At 71.6% G+C, this 15,617-nt stretch carries 15 protein-coding genes; 5 read left to right on the top strand and 10 right to left on the bottom strand.

Translation table 11 applies throughout. The annotated features are described in order from the left end of the window. Positions 1–54: 54 nt before the first annotated feature. The 5 genes from ACIRG9_RS22385 to ACIRG9_RS22365 form a co-directional block, all read right to left on the bottom strand. Positions 55–381 (bottom strand): hypothetical protein, encoded by a 327-nt coding sequence (locus ACIRG9_RS22385; RefSeq protein WP_402859021.1) that lies wholly within the window; start codon positions 379–381, stop codon positions 55–57. 68 nt (positions 382–449) lie between these two features. Continuing rightward, positions 450–1,502: a hypothetical protein gene (locus ACIRG9_RS22380; RefSeq protein WP_402859018.1), complete on the bottom strand. Its 1,053-nt coding sequence runs from the start codon at positions 1,500–1,502 to the stop codon at positions 450–452. Then, a complete protein-coding gene (locus ACIRG9_RS22375; RefSeq protein ID WP_402859016.1) occupies positions 1,499–1,993 on the bottom strand; it encodes a SigE family RNA polymerase sigma factor in 495 nt (164 codons plus the stop codon). Before ACIRG9_RS22375 ends, ACIRG9_RS22380 begins: the two co-directional genes overlap by 4 nt. A gap of 40 nt (positions 1,994–2,033) precedes the next feature. Further along, on the bottom strand, positions 2,034–3,878 hold the full coding sequence (locus tag ACIRG9_RS22370) for a 3-hydroxyacyl-CoA dehydrogenase family protein (protein ID WP_402859014.1): 1,845 nt from the start codon (positions 3,876–3,878) through the stop codon (positions 2,034–2,036). A gap of 174 nt (positions 3,879–4,052) precedes the next feature. Beyond that, the gene (locus tag ACIRG9_RS22365; protein WP_402859011.1) at positions 4,053–5,117 is read right to left on the bottom strand and encodes an alpha/beta fold hydrolase; all 1,065 of its coding nucleotides are present in this window, start codon (positions 5,115–5,117) and stop codon (positions 4,053–4,055) included. A gap of 294 nt (positions 5,118–5,411) precedes the next feature. Here ACIRG9_RS22365 and ACIRG9_RS22360 point away from each other — a divergent pair, with 294 nt between their 5' ends. Continuing rightward, on the top strand, positions 5,412–6,911 hold the full coding sequence (locus tag ACIRG9_RS22360) for an aldehyde dehydrogenase family protein (RefSeq protein WP_402859008.1): 1,500 nt from the start codon (positions 5,412–5,414) through the stop codon (positions 6,909–6,911). A 40-nt stretch (positions 6,912–6,951) separates the two neighbouring features. On the opposite strand, the gene nucS is transcribed toward ACIRG9_RS22360, so the two are convergent. Then, positions 6,952–7,611, bottom strand: a complete 660-nt coding sequence (nucS, locus tag ACIRG9_RS22355; RefSeq protein ID WP_402859005.1) for an endonuclease NucS — start codon at positions 7,609–7,611, stop codon at positions 6,952–6,954. Positions 7,612–7,682: 71 nt separating this feature from the next. Here nucS and ACIRG9_RS22350 point away from each other — a divergent pair, with 71 nt between their 5' ends. Beyond that, positions 7,683–8,300, top strand: a complete 618-nt coding sequence (locus ACIRG9_RS22350; protein WP_402859002.1) for a DUF4126 domain-containing protein — start codon at positions 7,683–7,685, stop codon at positions 8,298–8,300. An 18-nt stretch (positions 8,301–8,318) separates the two neighbouring features. Here the strand turns inward: ACIRG9_RS22350 and ACIRG9_RS22345 are convergent, their stop codons facing one another. The 3 genes from ACIRG9_RS22345 to ACIRG9_RS22335 all read right to left on the bottom strand — a co-directional run bounded on the left by ACIRG9_RS22345 (position 8,319) and on the right by ACIRG9_RS22335 (position 10,471). After that, on the bottom strand, positions 8,319–8,921 hold the full coding sequence (locus tag ACIRG9_RS22345) for a zinc ribbon domain-containing protein (protein ID WP_402858999.1): 603 nt from the start codon (positions 8,919–8,921) through the stop codon (positions 8,319–8,321). A gap of 27 nt (positions 8,922–8,948) precedes the next feature. Then, positions 8,949–9,368, bottom strand: a complete 420-nt coding sequence (locus tag ACIRG9_RS22340; protein ID WP_402858997.1) for a hypothetical protein — start codon at positions 9,366–9,368, stop codon at positions 8,949–8,951. Between the two features lie 512 nt (positions 9,369–9,880). Further along, positions 9,881–10,471 (bottom strand): hypothetical protein, encoded by a 591-nt coding sequence (locus ACIRG9_RS22335; RefSeq protein WP_402858994.1) that lies wholly within the window; start codon positions 10,469–10,471, stop codon positions 9,881–9,883. An 886-nt stretch (positions 10,472–11,357) separates the two neighbouring features. Between ACIRG9_RS22335 and ACIRG9_RS22330 the strand changes: the two genes are divergently transcribed. Further along, on the top strand, positions 11,358–11,654 hold the full coding sequence (locus ACIRG9_RS22330; RefSeq protein WP_402858991.1) for a DUF1540 domain-containing protein: 297 nt from the start codon (positions 11,358–11,360) through the stop codon (positions 11,652–11,654). A 63-nt stretch (positions 11,655–11,717) separates the two neighbouring features. On the opposite strand, the gene ACIRG9_RS22325 is transcribed toward ACIRG9_RS22330, so the two are convergent. Continuing rightward, on the bottom strand, positions 11,718–13,724 hold the full coding sequence (locus ACIRG9_RS22325) for a protein meaA (RefSeq protein WP_402858988.1): 2,007 nt from the start codon (positions 13,722–13,724) through the stop codon (positions 11,718–11,720). Between the two features lie 151 nt (positions 13,725–13,875). On the opposite strand from ACIRG9_RS22325, the gene ACIRG9_RS22320 reads away from it, so the two are divergent. Both ACIRG9_RS22320 and ACIRG9_RS22315 read left to right on the top strand, forming a co-directional pair. Further along, entirely contained in the window at positions 13,876–14,724 is an 849-nt protein-coding gene (locus ACIRG9_RS22320) for an ABC transporter ATP-binding protein (RefSeq protein ID WP_402858985.1), read from the top strand. Continuing rightward, the gene (locus ACIRG9_RS22315; protein WP_402858982.1) at positions 14,721–15,566 is read left to right on the top strand and encodes an ABC transporter permease; all 846 of its coding nucleotides are present in this window, start codon (positions 14,721–14,723) and stop codon (positions 15,564–15,566) included. The genes ACIRG9_RS22320 and ACIRG9_RS22315 overlap by 4 nt, the downstream gene beginning before the upstream one ends. Positions 15,567–15,617: the final 51 nt, after the last annotated feature.

Below are 15,617 nucleotides of genomic sequence, written 5' to 3'. Positions count from 1 at the left end.
CCGCGCCGCCGCCCGCGCCGCCCGCCCGGCCGCGAACAGGGTGACCCAGATCGCTCAGCCGTGCCGAGGGGCGCCGTGCCCGCGCTGAAGGTTCGGCCCGCGCCGATCCCGGGCCCGCCAGCAGCCGGTGTGCCAGTGCCGCCGGTCGGTGAGGTCGCCCCGGTCGTCGGCCGGCCAGGCCACCACGTGCGCCACCCCCGGGCGGATCTCCTGGTCGCAGCCCGGACAGCGGTACGTCTTGGTCGACGCCCCGCCGCTGATGCCGCGTACCTGCCAGTCACCGTCGCGCCACTGCTGGACCGTGGGCACGCCCTGGCGTACCCGGTCGGAGTCCAGGTGGGCGGTCTCGTCCCGACGGGGACGGTTGCGACGGGGGCTCACGGTTTCAAGCGTACGATCCGCCGGCCGGACCGCCCCGGGTCGGGCGGCCCGGCCGGCGGTACCGGTCCCTACCAGGTCTCCGGGTCGGTCGCGCTCTCCGCCACCCGCGCCCCGGCGAGGACGACAGCGGCGTCGGCCTCGGTCAAGCCGGTGCTCTCGGGCCAGAATTCCGCGGCCACCGTCGTCTTGGGAGGCAGGCCGAGCAGTTCCAGACTTTCCCCGAGCGGCGACAGGTACGCGGGCCGGCCGTCGATGGTCCGATTCCCCTCGGTCCGGTTGCCCGCCGTCTCCGTCGCGTACCGATAACGCACCGTCATGCTCTGGTCGCTGCCTCGCCGGATGACGAACTGTACGGTGATCAGGCGGGGGTACGAGGCGACGTCCACCGAGCAGCTGCGGACCCGGGCCCCGGCGGGCAGCGCGGTGAGCCGCAGCGGCCCGCCGCACCGGCGTGCCTCGTCCCAGCGGACCGCTTCGATGGCCCCGCTGAGGGCGAACGGGTCCGTCGCGCGCATGCTCGCCCGGGCGTAGAGCCCGGTTGCCGGCCGCCACCAGGTGACATATCCGGGGCTGCCGTCGTTCAGCGCCACACGTTGGATGGTGCCGTCGAAGGTCGCCTCCGGCAGCGCATCCACCGACCACCCCTCAATGCCGACATCGTCGAAGGCCGCCGCGGAACGGGCCACCTCGACGGTGACCGCGCGCCCGCCCCCGGGGTCGAACCGGACCGACTCGATCTGGAGCCCGTTGACCTCCCAGCCCAGATATCGGCCCTTGGCCGGGTCGACGCCCAGATGCAGCACCTGCGGGTCGGTGCCGACCAGGTCGGGCCGCTGGGCGGCACCCGGCGCCCCGTCAGCCCGGGGCGGTACGGGCGCGGCGACGGCCGGTGTGGCCGCGGTCCACGGCGGCCGGCCGGGAAGTCCGGTGATGCCCGTCCCGGTCACCCCGACGACGCCGAGCACCCCGACCAGGGCGAGCGCGCCACCCGTCACGGCCCGGCGGCGCAACTGCCGCCGGCGTCCCCGGGCCCGGGACCGGTTCAGCAGCCGGTGGGTGTCGATCTCCCCTTCGGCGCGCTCCCGCAGCACCGAGGAGATCCGTTGGTCGAGGTCGGTCACGGCCGGCTCCCGTTGGTCGTCGGGGCGCCGCAGCGCTCCCGCAGGTGGGCGAGCGCCCGCATCGCGTGGGTACGGACGGTGACCGGCGAGCAGTCGAGGATCTGGGCGATCGTGGCGTCGTCCAGATCCTCGTAGTAGCGCAGCACCAGCACGGCGCGTTGGCGGTCGGGCAGTGCCCGGATCAACCGCCACATCTCGTCCCGGTCGGCCGCCTCGCCGCTCACGTCGTCGCGGTCGGCCCGCTCGGCGAAGGTGTCCACGGCCAACTCGCGGCTGGACCGCCGCCGCCACCACGAGTGGTTGGCGTTGACCAGCATCCGGCGCACGTACACGTCGGGCCGATCGGCTCCGGCGATCTTGCGCCAGTGCACGTACGCGCGTGCCAGGACGTCCTGGGTCAGGTCCTCGGCGCGGTGCTCGTCGCCGGTCAGCAGCCGGGCCAGGCGCAACAGGGCCGGGCCGCGGCTGCCGACGTACTCCTCGAAGGTCACACCCTGAAGACGCCCTCACCGGCGTCCGGTGTTGACCGGATCAGCGGTTGGTGTGGTCGCGGAAGCCGCGACCGCTCTTGCGGCCCAGGTAGCCGGCGGTGACCAGGTGCTCCAGCAGCGGCGCGGGGGCGAATCCGGGCTCGCGCAGCTCCAGGTAGAGCTCCCGCTGGATGGCCAGCGCGACGTCCAGGCCGACCACGTCGAGCAACTCGAACGGGCCCATCGGGTAGCCGCAGCCGAGCTTCATGGCGTGGTCGATGTCGTCGGCGGTCGAGTAGCTGGCCTCCAGCATCTTGACCGCGTCGTTCAGGTACGGGAAGAGCAGCGCGTTGACGACGAAGCCGGAACGGTCGCCGCAGACCACACCGGTCTTGCCCAGCGCGGCGCAGACCGCCCGGGCGGTGGCGGTGGTCTCCGCCGAGGTCCGGATGGTCTGCACGATCTCCACCAGCGACATGACTGGCGCCGGGTTGAAGAAGTGCAGGCCGATCACGTCGGCCGGCCGCTGGGTGGCCATCGCCAGGTCGATCACCGGCAGCGACGAGGTGGTGGTGGCGAGCACCACGCCCGGCTTGCAGACCTCGTCGAGGCTGGCGAAGAGCGCCTTCTTGACGCTCAGCTCCTCGACCACCGCCTCGACCACCAGGTCGACGTCGGCGAGGTGCTCCAGGGTGGCGGACCAGGTGACCCGGCCCAGCGCGGCGTCCCGCTCCGCCTCGCTCAGCTTGCCCCGCACCACGCCCTTGTTCAACGAGGTCTTGACCGCCTCGCAGACCGTGGCCGACTTCTCCACGCCCCGGGTCACCGAGACGACCTCGTACCCGGACCTGGCGAAGACCTCGATGATGCCGGTGGCCATGGTCCCGGAGCCGACAATGCCGACCTTGGTCACGACTGCGGGGCTCGCAAGCTCACTCCTCGCGTTCCCGATGCCCACCTTCGCGATGACCCGGGCGCCGTCGGCGAGCGCCGCTTCCGTCGCTGCCGGCGTCTGCTCGTCCGGTACGACCCTCGGCGAGCCCGGCCGCTCGTAGGTGTAGAAGCCCCGGCCGGACTTCCGGCCGAGCAGCCCGGCGGTGACCATCTGCTTGATCAGCGGCACCGGGGCGTGCCGGCGGTCCCGGCCACCGCGCCGGTACATGGTGTCCAGGATCTCGTACGCGGTGTCCAGGCCGATCAGGTCCATCAGCGCGAGCGGGCCCATCGGCAGGCCGCAGCCGAGCTTCATCGCGGCGTCGATGTCCTCGCGGGTGGCGTACCGCGCCTCGAAAATGCTCACCGCGTGGTTGAGGTAGCCGAAGAGCAGAGCGTTGGCGATGAAGCCGGCCCGATCGTTGATCGTCACGTCGACCTTGCCGAGCCGCGCGCAGAGCGCCTCCACGTCGGCCACCACCTCGGCGGAGGTGACCACCGTGCGGATCACCTCGACCAGCTTCATCACCGGGGCCGGGTTGAAGAAGTGGATGCCGATGACCTGGTTGGGCCGGGTGGTGGCGACGGAGATCTCGGTGACGCTCAGCGAGGAGGTGTTGGTGGCCAGGATCGCCTCGGGCTTGCAGACCCGGTCCAGCTCGGCGAAGAGCCGCTGCTTCAGGTCCAGGTGCTCGGGGACGGCCTCGATCACCAGGTCCACCGAGTGCAGCGCCGCCAGCCCGACCTGGAAGTTCACCCGGCCGAGCAGCGCGTCCCGGTCCGCCTCGGCGAGCTTGCCCTTGGCAACGGCCCGGTCGGTCGAGCCGGTGAGGGTGGCCCGACCGCGTTCCAGGGCGGCCTCGGAGATCTCCACGGCCACCACGTCGATGCCGTTGCGGGCGAACACCTCGACGATGCCGGCACCCATGGTGCCCAGACCCACCACACCCACACTGGTGAACTCGCGCGCCACGACCGGCCTCCCCTGGTTGACTCCGCCGCTGTCGCTGAACGGCGGCTAAGGTTATGGGCCGGAGTCTGCCACGTGACGCTGTGTTGTCGAGGCGCCGTGGGGTATTTCACGACGCCCGTCACTCTCCGGCTCGGACGGTCGGGGTCCGGCGGATCCGGCCGCGCGGGGGGCGGGTCAGGCCGTGGTCGGCGCCCCGACCAGTGCCAGCAGCTCCGCGACGAACTCGGCCGGCCGTTCCAGGTGCGGGCTGTGGCCACAGCCGGGCAGCGCCACCTCCCGGTACGTCCCGCCGGCCGCCGCGTACCGGTCCAGCACGGCCCGGGTCTGGCCCACCATGGGCTGCGGCGGGCAGTCCGCCGCACCCGGCCAGCCGGGGACCACCCCGAGCGACCCCAGGTACGCCAGGTCGAACAGCGAGGTGTCCGAGACGATCACGTCGGCGTCACCGCGTACCCAGGTCACCGGCGGCTTGGCCGGGACGGCGACCAGCTCGTCGGCGATCCGGAACCACGCCGGTGCCAGTGCGTTGAGCACGCCGCGCTCCCCCGCGGCCGTGCCCGGCCAGTGCGGCGAGGTGACGGACGTGCCCGGGTAGTTGTCGTCCCCGGTGGCGGTGGTGAGCATGCTGTCGAGCAGCAGCTCCTCGTCCTCGCCGAGCGACGCCGGGTCGGCCACGTAGGCCGCGCGCAGCACGTTCCGCGGGCTGGTCGGGGTCTCCCCGCCCCGGTCCTGCGCGGCGAGCCGGGCGACGAAGTCCGGGTTGGCGCCGCCCGCACCGGTCCCGGCGAAGTCCGGTGTGGTCGGCGTACCGTCGAGGTCCCGGGTCCCGCCGAAGCCGTACGGCGACACCGGCGCCTCCAGCAGCAGGCCGGCGACCCGCTCGGGGTGGTCGACCAGCAGCCGCATCGCCACGCCACCACCCAGCGAGTGCCCGACCACCACCGGCCGCGCGCCGGGAGCGAAGAGCCCGGGGACGTCGAGCAGGGCCGCCACGTCGTCGGCGAAGTCGCCGAGACCCCGGGTCGCGTCGACCGGGGTGACGTCGCTGTGGCCGTATCCGCGCAGGTCGGGGGCGACGACGCGGAGCGTGTCCGGCAGCCGGGACAGCAACGGCTCCCAGAACGCGGACGACGAAACATTGCCGTGCACGAGCAGCACCGGTACGCCGTCCGGCGGGCCGGCCACCCGTACCGCCTGGGTGATGCCGTTGGCCTGGACGGTGTTCCGCTCGCTCCGCATTCGCGCATGCTGCCACGGCCCGGCCGGCCCCGTCCATGTGCCCGGTCGCCACCCCGCCCCGCCTTTCGGTGTGGCCGCGCCCCGCACTCGGGCGGGCCGAGCCAGCGGAGGACGTCCTCCCCGGCCAGGCTGGTGACGGTGGTGGGGCCGCGACGTGCTCCGGCCCGGCGACGGGCTCGACCGGAACAAGCTGCCCGGCCAGCCCTGGCTCGGCCCACCGTGCGGGCCGACCTGGAACGAGCCGGGGGCCACGCCGACCTACCGGCGAGTAACGGACGGGTCTAGACTTCGGCCATGACGGCTGTGCGTGTTCCGGGAGCCCCGGTCATCGAGGACGGCCAACTGATCTCCACCAGCCCGGCTACCGGTGTCGAGGTCGGCCGGTTCCCGGCGGCGACCGAGGCGGACGTGCGGGGCGCCGTCGAGCGGGCCCGCGCCGCGGGCGACTGGTGGGCCGGGCTCGGCTTCACCGGCCGGCGGGAACGGCTCCTGCGCTGGCGGGGGCTGCTCGCCCGCCGGATCGAGGAACTGGCCGAGCTGACACACGCCGAGGGCGGCAAACCGGTCGCCGACGCCATCGTGGAGATCCTGACCGCGCTGGAGCACATCGACTGGGCCGCCCGCAACGCCCGGCGGGTGCTCGGGCCGCGGCGGGTCCGCTCCCGGCTGATCCTCGCCGAGTTCACCGGTCACCTCGAATACCAGCCGTACGGGGTGGTCGGCGTGATCGGCCCATGGAACTATCCCGTCTTCACCCCGATCGGCTCCGTCGCGTACGCCCTGGCCGCCGGCAACACCGTGGTGTTCAAGCCGAGCGAGTACACGCCGACCGTCGGCCAGTGGCTGGCGGACCGCCTCGCCGAGGTGGTGCCGGAGCAGCCGGTCCTCACCGCCGTGCACGGCCTCGGGGACGTCGGTGCGGCACTGTGCCGCTCGGGCGTGGCCAAAGTGGCCTTCACCGGTTCCACCGCCACCGCCAAGAAGGTGATGGCCGCCTGCGCCGAGTCGCTCACCCCGGTGCTGGTGGAGGCCGGCGGCAAGGACGCGATGATCGTGGACGCCGACGCCGACCTGGACGCCGCCGCCGAGGCCTGCGTCTGGGGCGCACTGACCAACGCCGGGCAGACCTGCATCGGCATCGAGCGGGTCTACGCGGTCGACCAGGTCTTCGACGCCTTCGTCGGCAAGGTGGTGAGCAGGGCCGACCGGCTCACCGTCGGCCCGGACGGCACCGACATCGGCCCGATCACCATGCCGTCCCAGCTCGACATCATCCGCCGGCACATCGAGGACGCCGTCGCCGCCGGCGGCCGGGCGGTGCTCGGCGGCCTCGACGCGGTCCAGCCGCCGTACGTGCACCCGACCGTGCTGGTGGACGTCCCGGAGGACTCGGCCGCCGTCCGCGAGGAGACCTTCGGCCCGACACTCACCATCAACCGGGTACGCGACGTGGACGAGGCCGTCGAGCGGGCCAACGCCCTCCCGTACGGCCTTGGGGGTGCGGTCTTCGGCCGGAAGCGGGCCGTGGCGGTCGCGCGGCGGCTGCGCTCCGGGATGGCCTCGATCAACTCCGCGCTCACCTTCGCCGGCATGTCGACGCTGCCGTTCGGCGGGGTCGGCGACTCCGGCTTCGGCCGCATCCACGGCGAGGACGGGCTGCGCGAGTTCGGCCGGGCCAAGGCCATCACCCGCCGCCGGGCCCGCTCGCTGCTGCCGTCGATGACCTTCGAACGCACCCCCGCCGACGTCGCCCGCCTCGTCAAGGCCGCCAAGGCGATGTACGGCCGCCGCTGACTTCCCCGCCCCGGGAGGCTCCCCCCGGGGCGGGGACACCTCAGAACAGGGTCAGCTCGTCGCGCTCGATGCCGCGCAGCTTGTCGTAGTCGACCACCACGCAGCGGATGCCCCGATCGGTGGCGAGCACCCGGGCCTGCGGCTTGATCTCCTGCGCGGCGAAGACGCCGGTGACCGGGGCGAGCAGCGGGTCGCGGTTCATCAGTTCGAGATAGCGGGTGAGCTGCTCCACTCCGTCGATCTCCCCGCGGCGCTTCACCTCCACCGCGACCGCGCCCTGGTTGGCGTCCCGGCAGAGCAGGTCGACCGGCCCGATCGCGGTCATGTACTCCCGCCGGACCAGGGAGAAGCCCTCGCCGAGGGTCTCCGGGTTGGCGGCCAGCAGCTCCTGCAGGTGCGCCTCGACGCCGTCCTTACGCAGCCCCGGGTCGACGCCCAGCTCGTACGAGGTGTCCTGGAAAATCTCCTCCAGGGTGATCCGCAGTTCCTCGCCGGCCTTGTTGACCACCCGCCACACGCCGGGGGCCTCCTCCAGCCGGCACGGCGGGCTCATCCAGTTCAACGGCTTGTACGCCCGGTCGTCCGCATGGATCGACACCGAGCCGTCCGCCTTCACCATGAGCAGTCGGGTGGCCGGCGGCAGGTGTGCCGAGAGCCGTCCGACGTAGTCCACCGAGCACTTCGCAATCACCAACCGCACCCGACGAGGGTAGCCGAGCACCCGGCATCGGCCCACGCGCGCCACTGGCGTACCGGTGCGATATTGAGATCGTGCTCGAAGTCCTCACTGGTTCCGGTCTCGCCGCGTCGGCCGGCCTGAACGCGTACATCCCGTTGCTCCTCATGGGTCTGCTGGCGCGCTACACCGACCTGGTCGACCTGCCCAGCGGTTGGCAGTGGCTCGGCAACGGCTGGATCATCCTCATCCTCGCGGTGCTGCTCGCCATCGAGGTGGTCGCGGACAAGGTGCCGGTGGTCGACCACATCAACGACGTGGTGCAGACGGTGGTCCGGCCGACCGCGGGCGGGCTGGCCTTCGGCGCCGGCTCCAGCTCCCAGACCGTCACGGTCAGCGACCCGGACAGCTTCTTCTCCTCGCACCAGTGGATACCGGTCGTGGTCGGCGTACTGATCGCGCTCGGTGTGCACGTGCTCAAGTCGGCAGCCCGCCCGGTCATCAACGCGACCACCGCCGGCTTCGGCGCCCCGGTCGCCAGCACCGCCGAAGACGCGACGAGCGTGATCATGTCGGCGGTGGCGATCCTGCTTCCGGTGCTGGTGCTGGCGTTCCTGCTCGGATTCGTCGCGTTCCTGTTCTGGTTCCTGCCCCGGCGTAGGGCGCGGCGCCGGGAGCTTCAGGCCGCTCGGGCTGCGGGGTTCCGGGTCTAGTGCGGTGTCCACTAACGTTCACCGGGTTTCCGATGCGCTGTTGTGGATCCTCGCCGTTGAGGCGAGCGACTCCCCACGTGGGGCGGGCCTCCGCGGGCCAACTGATCCTCGCGCCGCCACGGGTGGGCGGCGGGGGTCACGCCGGGACGGGCCGGCACCGGGCAGGTGCCGGCCGGCTCGACGGTGCGTGACCACCTCGGGCAGCACGACGGGTGCTGTGGGGATGGTGGGTCCGCCGCCCGGGGTGCGGGTGGCGATGATGGCGGCCGCGACCAGGTCGCGGTGCCCAGTGGACTGGCAGTGCGGGCAGGACAGGGTCCGGCCACGAGGTTTCGGTACCCGCCGCAGACAGGCAGGGCAGGTGGAGGACGTGCCGCGCTCGTCGACCGGATCGACGCTGATGCCCGCCTGGACAGCTTTGTCGGTGAGGACCTGCATCAGGCGGCCGATCTGCCATTGCCGCAGCCGCAGGTTGTGCCGCCGCCCCGCGTCGATGTCCAACACACCGAGCGGGTCACCCACCCTGAGCACACCGACCCGCTGCTCCACCGCCCACGACACCACTGCGCGGGCGGCTTCGTGTTGGGCCTGCCGGACCCGGCGCCGGTGCCGGCCCTCCACCAGCCTTGCCCGCCGCCGGTACTTACGCTACCGCCGAGACCCTCGCTGGCCCGGCTTCGGCGCACGCCGGGCCACGGCCCGGCGGCGGGTTTTGGTGTCAGCCAGGTGCATGCGGTGCTCGGCGCGGATCGCCCGCGCCGACACCAACAACCCCTGCCCGGCCGGGCCGGCCACCGCGTACGGGTGGATGATCCCCAGGTCGACCCCGGCCACCCGGCCTGGGTCCGGTCCCTCACCGGGCGGATACACCGCCACCGGCACCTCGGCGGTCACGTCGAGATACAGCCGGCCACCCTCGCACAGCAGGGTGACCGACCGGACCTGCTCGACCGGATAGGGCACCTCCCGCGCCAACCTGACCCACAACGGCGGCATGCCCTTGGCCACCGGGATACGCACCCGCAGGCCGTCGAGGGTGAAGGTGCCGTGATACCAGCGCACCGGCATCAACGCCCGCCGCCGACGCGGGAACCGTGTCGACGAGTCACCGTCCTGGCGGGCTTTCGCCGCCGCGAACCACGCATCCGAAAACCGGCGCAACACCGACCAGGCACCCACCGAATCCAGCTCACCGAAGGTGCCCGGCCCCGACCCTGACAGCTCCCGACACAACTCCTGATAACCGACCAGCGGCGGATCCTGGCGACGACGTCGCCACCCGTTGATCTCCAGGACACACTCCCACGCGTCACCAGCCGAACGCAGCAACCCGAAACACCGCCGCCGCTGCCCAACCGTCACCCGCACCGCAACACGAGCCGTGCGATACACCACCCTAGGCGCGGCGGGATCCCGACGACGAGGCACGACCACACCCAACACCACCAGTACGACAACTTCCGGCAGCCGCCAACCCGGCGAACGTTAGTGGACACCGCACTAGCCCGGTCTGGAGACCCTGCTGGCCGGCACCCCTGTGTTCGGGGTGCCGGCCAGCGTGTTCACGCCTTGTTCGGTTGTCAGTTGTTCCAGTACTGGGCGACCAGGTCGGCGGCCTGCTGCTCCCACTGGGCGTAGGCATCCGGGTAGGCCGACACCTGCACCGTCTGGGCGGCCTTGGTCAGCGGCATGTCCTGCCAGCCGTCGACCTGCTTGAGGCCCTTCAGGAATGCGGTGGTGGAGTACTCGGGGTCGGTGATCTGCTCCGGGCTGCCCCAACCGCTGGTCGGGCGCTGCTGGAACAGGCCCAGCGAGTCGTGGTCGTTGGCGTCGCCGAGGTGACCGAGGTTCTCCAGCTTCGACTCCTGCAGGCTGGTGCCGATCGAGATGACCGCGGCGCGTTCGGGCATGCCGGCCTTCTTCGTCGCGGCGATGATCGCCTTGGCGTTGGCGGTCTGCTCGTCGTTCAGGTTGATCTTCGACTGGGCGCCCTGCACACCGTGCGGGATCAGCTTGCCGGTGTCCGGCTTGTCGGCCTGGGCGACGGCGGCAGCGACCGGGGTGGTGTGTACCGGGTCGGCGGCGTGCGCGGCGATCGGACCGGCGAACACGCCACCGGTGAAGGCCAGACCAGCGATACCCAGAACGCTCTTACGGAAGATCGTGTTCATGGCAAAGCTCCATTCGGGGGTTGGCGCACACACCGACCGGGGGGTCGGCAATATCGCGTGCGCAAGCACCGTCAGGCGCTCAAAACCGAGGGGAAAGTCTTTCGACCGGCTCACTCGCGGGGCAAGGGAGATCGCCTCTTCGCGGCGCCGGGACCATGCACAACGACCGACGGCCCGCCATCATTCCCGGGGACCGGGGCGCCCGTCGAAGCGGGCCGGCCCGGGGTTGGGGCCTTCCTCGGCCGTGCAGCCAGCTACAACGATCGGCGGCCCTCCATCATTCCGAAGACCGGGCAGCCACCGAGAACCGGGCACCTACCAAAGCGGACAGGCCTGCATATACCCGCCGGAAGCGGACAGTCGTCACACCGGCACCCGAGGCCCGGGCCCTTCTCGGCCGTGCAGCCCTGTCCAACGGCCCCGACTCGCCGGCCATCTTCGCCCCGCAGCACGCGACCAGGCCTCCAAGCCAGGCAAACCGCCCACCTGGGCGCGTTGGTCTGCCGGGGTGTCCACCCCCGGGCGGTGGCGGTTCGGTGGAACGCTATGGATGTCACCGGAGCCCCGAGACATACATGGCGTTCCACCCGAGCTGCCGATCAGGGTCCGGTCGGGGACGCGCCAACGACTTGGTGATCCACTCCATGTGGCGCACACAGCGGCATCCGATGCCCGGCGAGACCACCACATCCCGCATATGGAGTCGATCAAGGACTGCCCGAAGCGGCCAGCCCGAAAGCGGCCAGCCCGAAGGCGGCCAGCGTGGGCGGACAGCGTGGGCGGGCGGCCCGAGGCGGGCAGCGTGGGTGTGGCCGCTGCCGAATCGAGGGCGGGGGGCGACGCAGACTCTTACAATCGAGGACAAGAGTGAATAAAGGAGGCAGTGGTGACCGCAGCGGTGGAAATGCCCCGAGTCCAGGAGTGCACCGTCGCCTCCTGCGCCTACAACCGCACCAACGACTGCCACGCCTTCGCCATCACGATCGGCAGCAGCGATCACGCCCGCTGCCACACTTTCGTCGAGATGCCGGTACGTGGCGGAAGCGAGCAACTGGTCGCCCAGGTGGGGGCCTGCCAGCGCTCCGACTGCCAACACAACTCGGACCTGGAGTGCCACGCCCCGGCGATCACGGTCGGCGCGGCGATGGACCTGGCCGACTGCATGACCTACCAGAGTCGCTGATCCGAGCACAGGCGTCCGGAAGGGCCCCTGCACAACGCCAGGCGTTAAAAGGTGCCCTTGCATTCACCTCAGGTTGTTGGATTCGCGGATCACGGTGACCAGCTCGTCGATGATGCCGGTCAGCGCGAAGTCCTTCGGGGTGAAGACGCGGGCCACGCCGGCCGCGCGCAGGGCGTCGGCGTCACCAGCCGGGATGATGCCACCGACGACCACGGGCAGGTCGCCCCGCCCGGCGGCGCGCAATCCATCGAGTACGGCCGGCACGGCGGCCAGGTGCGAGCCGGAGAGCACCGAGAGACCGACCAGGTCCACGTCCTCCTCGACGGCGGCGGCCACGATCTGCCCCGCGGTCAGCCGGATGCCCTGGTAGACCACCTCGAAGCCGGCGTCGCGGGCGCGTACCGCGATCTGCTCGGCGCCGTTGGAGTGTCCGTCCAGGCCGGGTTTGCCGACAAGCAGCCGCAGCCGGCCGCTGCCCAGCTCGCGAGCGGTGGCGGCGACCCGTTCGCGGACCGTCGCGAGCCGCGCGTCGCCGCCGGCTCCGGCCCCGCCCGAGAGGCCGGTCGGTGCCCGGTACTCGCCGAGGATCTGGCGCAGCGCGCCCGCCCACTCGCCGGTGGTCACCCCGGCTCGGACGCAGGCCAGGGTCGCGGCCATCAGGTTCGTCGTGGTCGCGGCGTCCGCCTTCAACCGTGCGAGCGCGGACTCGACGGCGGCCGCGTCCCGGCCGGCCCGCCATTCGCGTACGGCGGCTGCGGCGGCCGCCTCGACGGCCGGATCGATCTGCTCGATCGCCTCGGCCCCGGCCGCGGTCAGCGTCGACGGCTCGGTCTCGGTGAATCGGTTGACGCCCACCACCACGTCGGTGCCGGCCTCCATCCGGCGGCGGCGTTCGGCGAGCGAGGCCACCAGGGCGCTCTTGAGGTAGCCGGTCTCCACGGCGGCCACCACGCCGCCCAGCTCCAGCACCTTGGCCAGCTCGACCCGGGCGCCGGCGACGATGTCGTCGACCAGCGCGGTCATCACGTGCGAGCCCTCGAACAGGTCCGGATGTTCCAGCAGGTCCGACTCGTACGCCAGCACCTGCTGCATCCGCAGCGACCACTGCTGGTCCCAGGGGCGGGGCAGGCCGAGCGCCTCGTTCCAGGCGGGCAGCTGTACCGCGCGGGCGCGGGCGTCCCGGGAGAGGGTGACGCCGAGCATCTCCAGCACGATGCGCTGGACGTTGTTCTCCGGTTGGGCCTCGGTGAGGCCGAGCGAGTTGACCTGCACGCCGTACCGGAAGCGGCGCTGCTTCGGGTTCTCGACGCCGTACCGGTCACGGGTGATCTCGTCCCACAGCGCGCCGAAGGCGCGCATCTTGCCGATCTCCTCGACGAAGCGCACCCCGGCGTTGACGAAGAAGGAGATGCGCTGGACCACGTCGCCCATCCGCTCGGCCGGCACCTGGCCGCAGTCGCGTACGGCGTCGAGGACGGCGACGGCGGTGGCCAGGGCGAAGCCGACCTCCTGCACCGGCGTCGCGCCCGCCTCCTGGAGGTGGTACGAGCAGATGTTGACCGGGTTCCATCTCGGCATCTCGCACAGCGTGTACGCGATCACGTCCACGGTCAGCCGCAGCGACGCGGCCGGCGGGAAGATGTGGGTTCCCCGGGACAGGTACTCCTTGACGATGTCGTTCTGTGTGGTGCCGGCGCAGCTGGCCAGCTCCGCGCCCTGCTCGGTGGCGACCGTGGCGTAGAGGCCGAGCAGCCACATGGCCGGCGCGTTGATGGTCATGGAGGTGTTCATCTGGGCCAGCGGGAGGCCGTCGAAGAGTGCTCGCATGTCGCCGAGGTGCGCCACCGGCACGCCCACCCGGCCCACCTCACCGGCGGCCAGCTCGTGGTCCGGGTCGTACCCGGTCTGGGTGGGCAGGTCGAAGGCGACGGAGAGACCGGTCTGCCCCTTCGCCAGGTTGCGGCGGAAGAGCGCGTTGGTGGCCGAGGCGGAGGAGTGCCCGGCGTAGGTGCGCATCACCCAGGGCCGGTCGCGCTCCGGCAACCGCCCGGCAGGAGCCTTCTCGTCCATGACGGGAGTTTAAGTTACCGTTCAGTAGAACGGTCTGTGGAAAACCACACACGTCCATGGAGAGGATCTCCGGGCACGAGCGGCGCGACATGGCGGAGACCGCCACACCCCGGCCCTCCGACCCTGGCGGCGAGGTCGCACACTGGACGTCATGGATGACGAGCTGGCGATCTCCGTACGAGGACTGCGTAAGGCGTACGGCGACAACGTCGCGGTGGCGAGCGTGGACCTCGACGTCCACCGGGGCGAGGTGTTCGCCCTGCTCGGCCCGAACGGGGCGGGCAAGACCACCACCGTGGAGATCCTGGAGGGCTACCGGCAACGCGACGCCGGCGAGGTACGCGTGCTCGGCGCCGACCCGGCCCGCCCGGCCCCCGAATGGCGCTCCCGCATCGGCATCGTGTTGCAGGGCACCGGAGAGTTCGACGAGCTCAACGTGGGCGAGATCGTCCGGCACTTCGCCGGCTTCTACCCGGCCGCCGACGACCCCGACAAGGTGATCGAACGGGTCGGGCTGGCCAGCAAGTCCAAGGCCCGGACGCACACCCTCTCCGGCGGGCAGAAGCGCCGCCTCGACGTGGCGCTGGGCATCATCGGCCGCCCCGAGCTGCTCTTCCTCGACGAGCCGACCACCGGTTTCGACCCGGAGGCGCGGCGGGAGTTCTGGGAGCTGATCCGGGACCTGGCCGCGGCCGGCACCACCATCGTGCTGACCACCCACTATCTCGACGAGGCCGAGGCGCTCGCCGACCGGGTCGGCGTGATCGCCGGCGGGCGGGTGGTCGAGGTGGCCCCGCCCCAGCAGCTGGGCAACCGGCAGGAGGCGCTGGCGACGGTCTCCTGGCGTACCCCGGACGGGACGCTGGAGCTTGCGGAGAGCGCGACGCCGACGGCGCTGGTCACGGAGCTGGCCGCGCGCTTCGGCGGCGAGGTCCCGGGCCTCACGGTTACCCGGCCGACTCTGGAAGACGTCTACCTGAAGATGATCGGACACCGATGACGACCACCACGAAGCCGGCGACCCCGGTCGCCGCTCCCGCGGCCCGGCGGCTCGGGCCGGGCGCGCTCGCGCTGCGGCAGGGCCGGATGGAGATCAGCCAGTTCCTGCGCAGCCGGGAGTCCGTCGTCTTCACGATGGGCTTCCCGATCATCATGATCCTGATCTTCTCCTCGATCTTCCACGGCGAGATCGGGGGCGGGGTGAAGTTCACCCAATACTTCATCACCGGCATGATCGCGACCGGGCTGATGACGGTGAGCTTCCAGAACCTCGGCATCTGGATCCCGATCGAGCGGGACCGGGGCGTGCTCAAGCGCTACCGGGGCACCCCGATGCCCAAGTGGGTGTACTTCGCCGGCAAGGTGATCATGGTGGTGGTGATCGGCGTCTACGAGACCGTGCTGCTGCTGCTCGCCGCCGTGCTGCTGTTCGACCTGAAGCTGCCCGACACCGCCGCGAAGTGGTTCACCTTCGGCTGGGTCGCCGCGCTCGGCGTCACCGCGTGCACCCTCGGCGGCATCGCCATCTCCTCGTTGGCCCGCACCGCCCGTAGCGGCTCGGCGGTGGTCACCCCGGTCGCGCTGATCCTCCAGTTCATCTCCGGGGTGTTCTTCGTCTTCACCGAGCTGCCCGGTTGGATGCAGCAGGTGGCGGCGCTCTTCCCGCTGAAGTGGATGTGCCAGGGGCTGCGTTCGGTCTTCCTGCCGGACAGCTTCGGCGCCCAGGAGCCGGCCGGCTCGTTCGAGCTGGGCCGGGTCGCCCTGGTGCTGGCGCTCTGGTGCGTGATCGGCCTGGTCCTCTGCCTGACCACCTTCCGCTGGACCACCAAGCGCGACGGCTGAGGGGTAAGGAAAGGAAGGGCCCCCTGTTAACGCGTGGCGCATAACAAGGGG

Source organism: Micromonospora sp. NPDC093277 (assembly GCF_044765245.1).
In the GTDB taxonomy this organism is placed as follows: Bacteria; Actinomycetota; Actinomycetes; order Mycobacteriales; family Micromonosporaceae; genus Micromonospora.
This window is presented reverse-complemented; position numbering and strand designations above follow the sequence as displayed.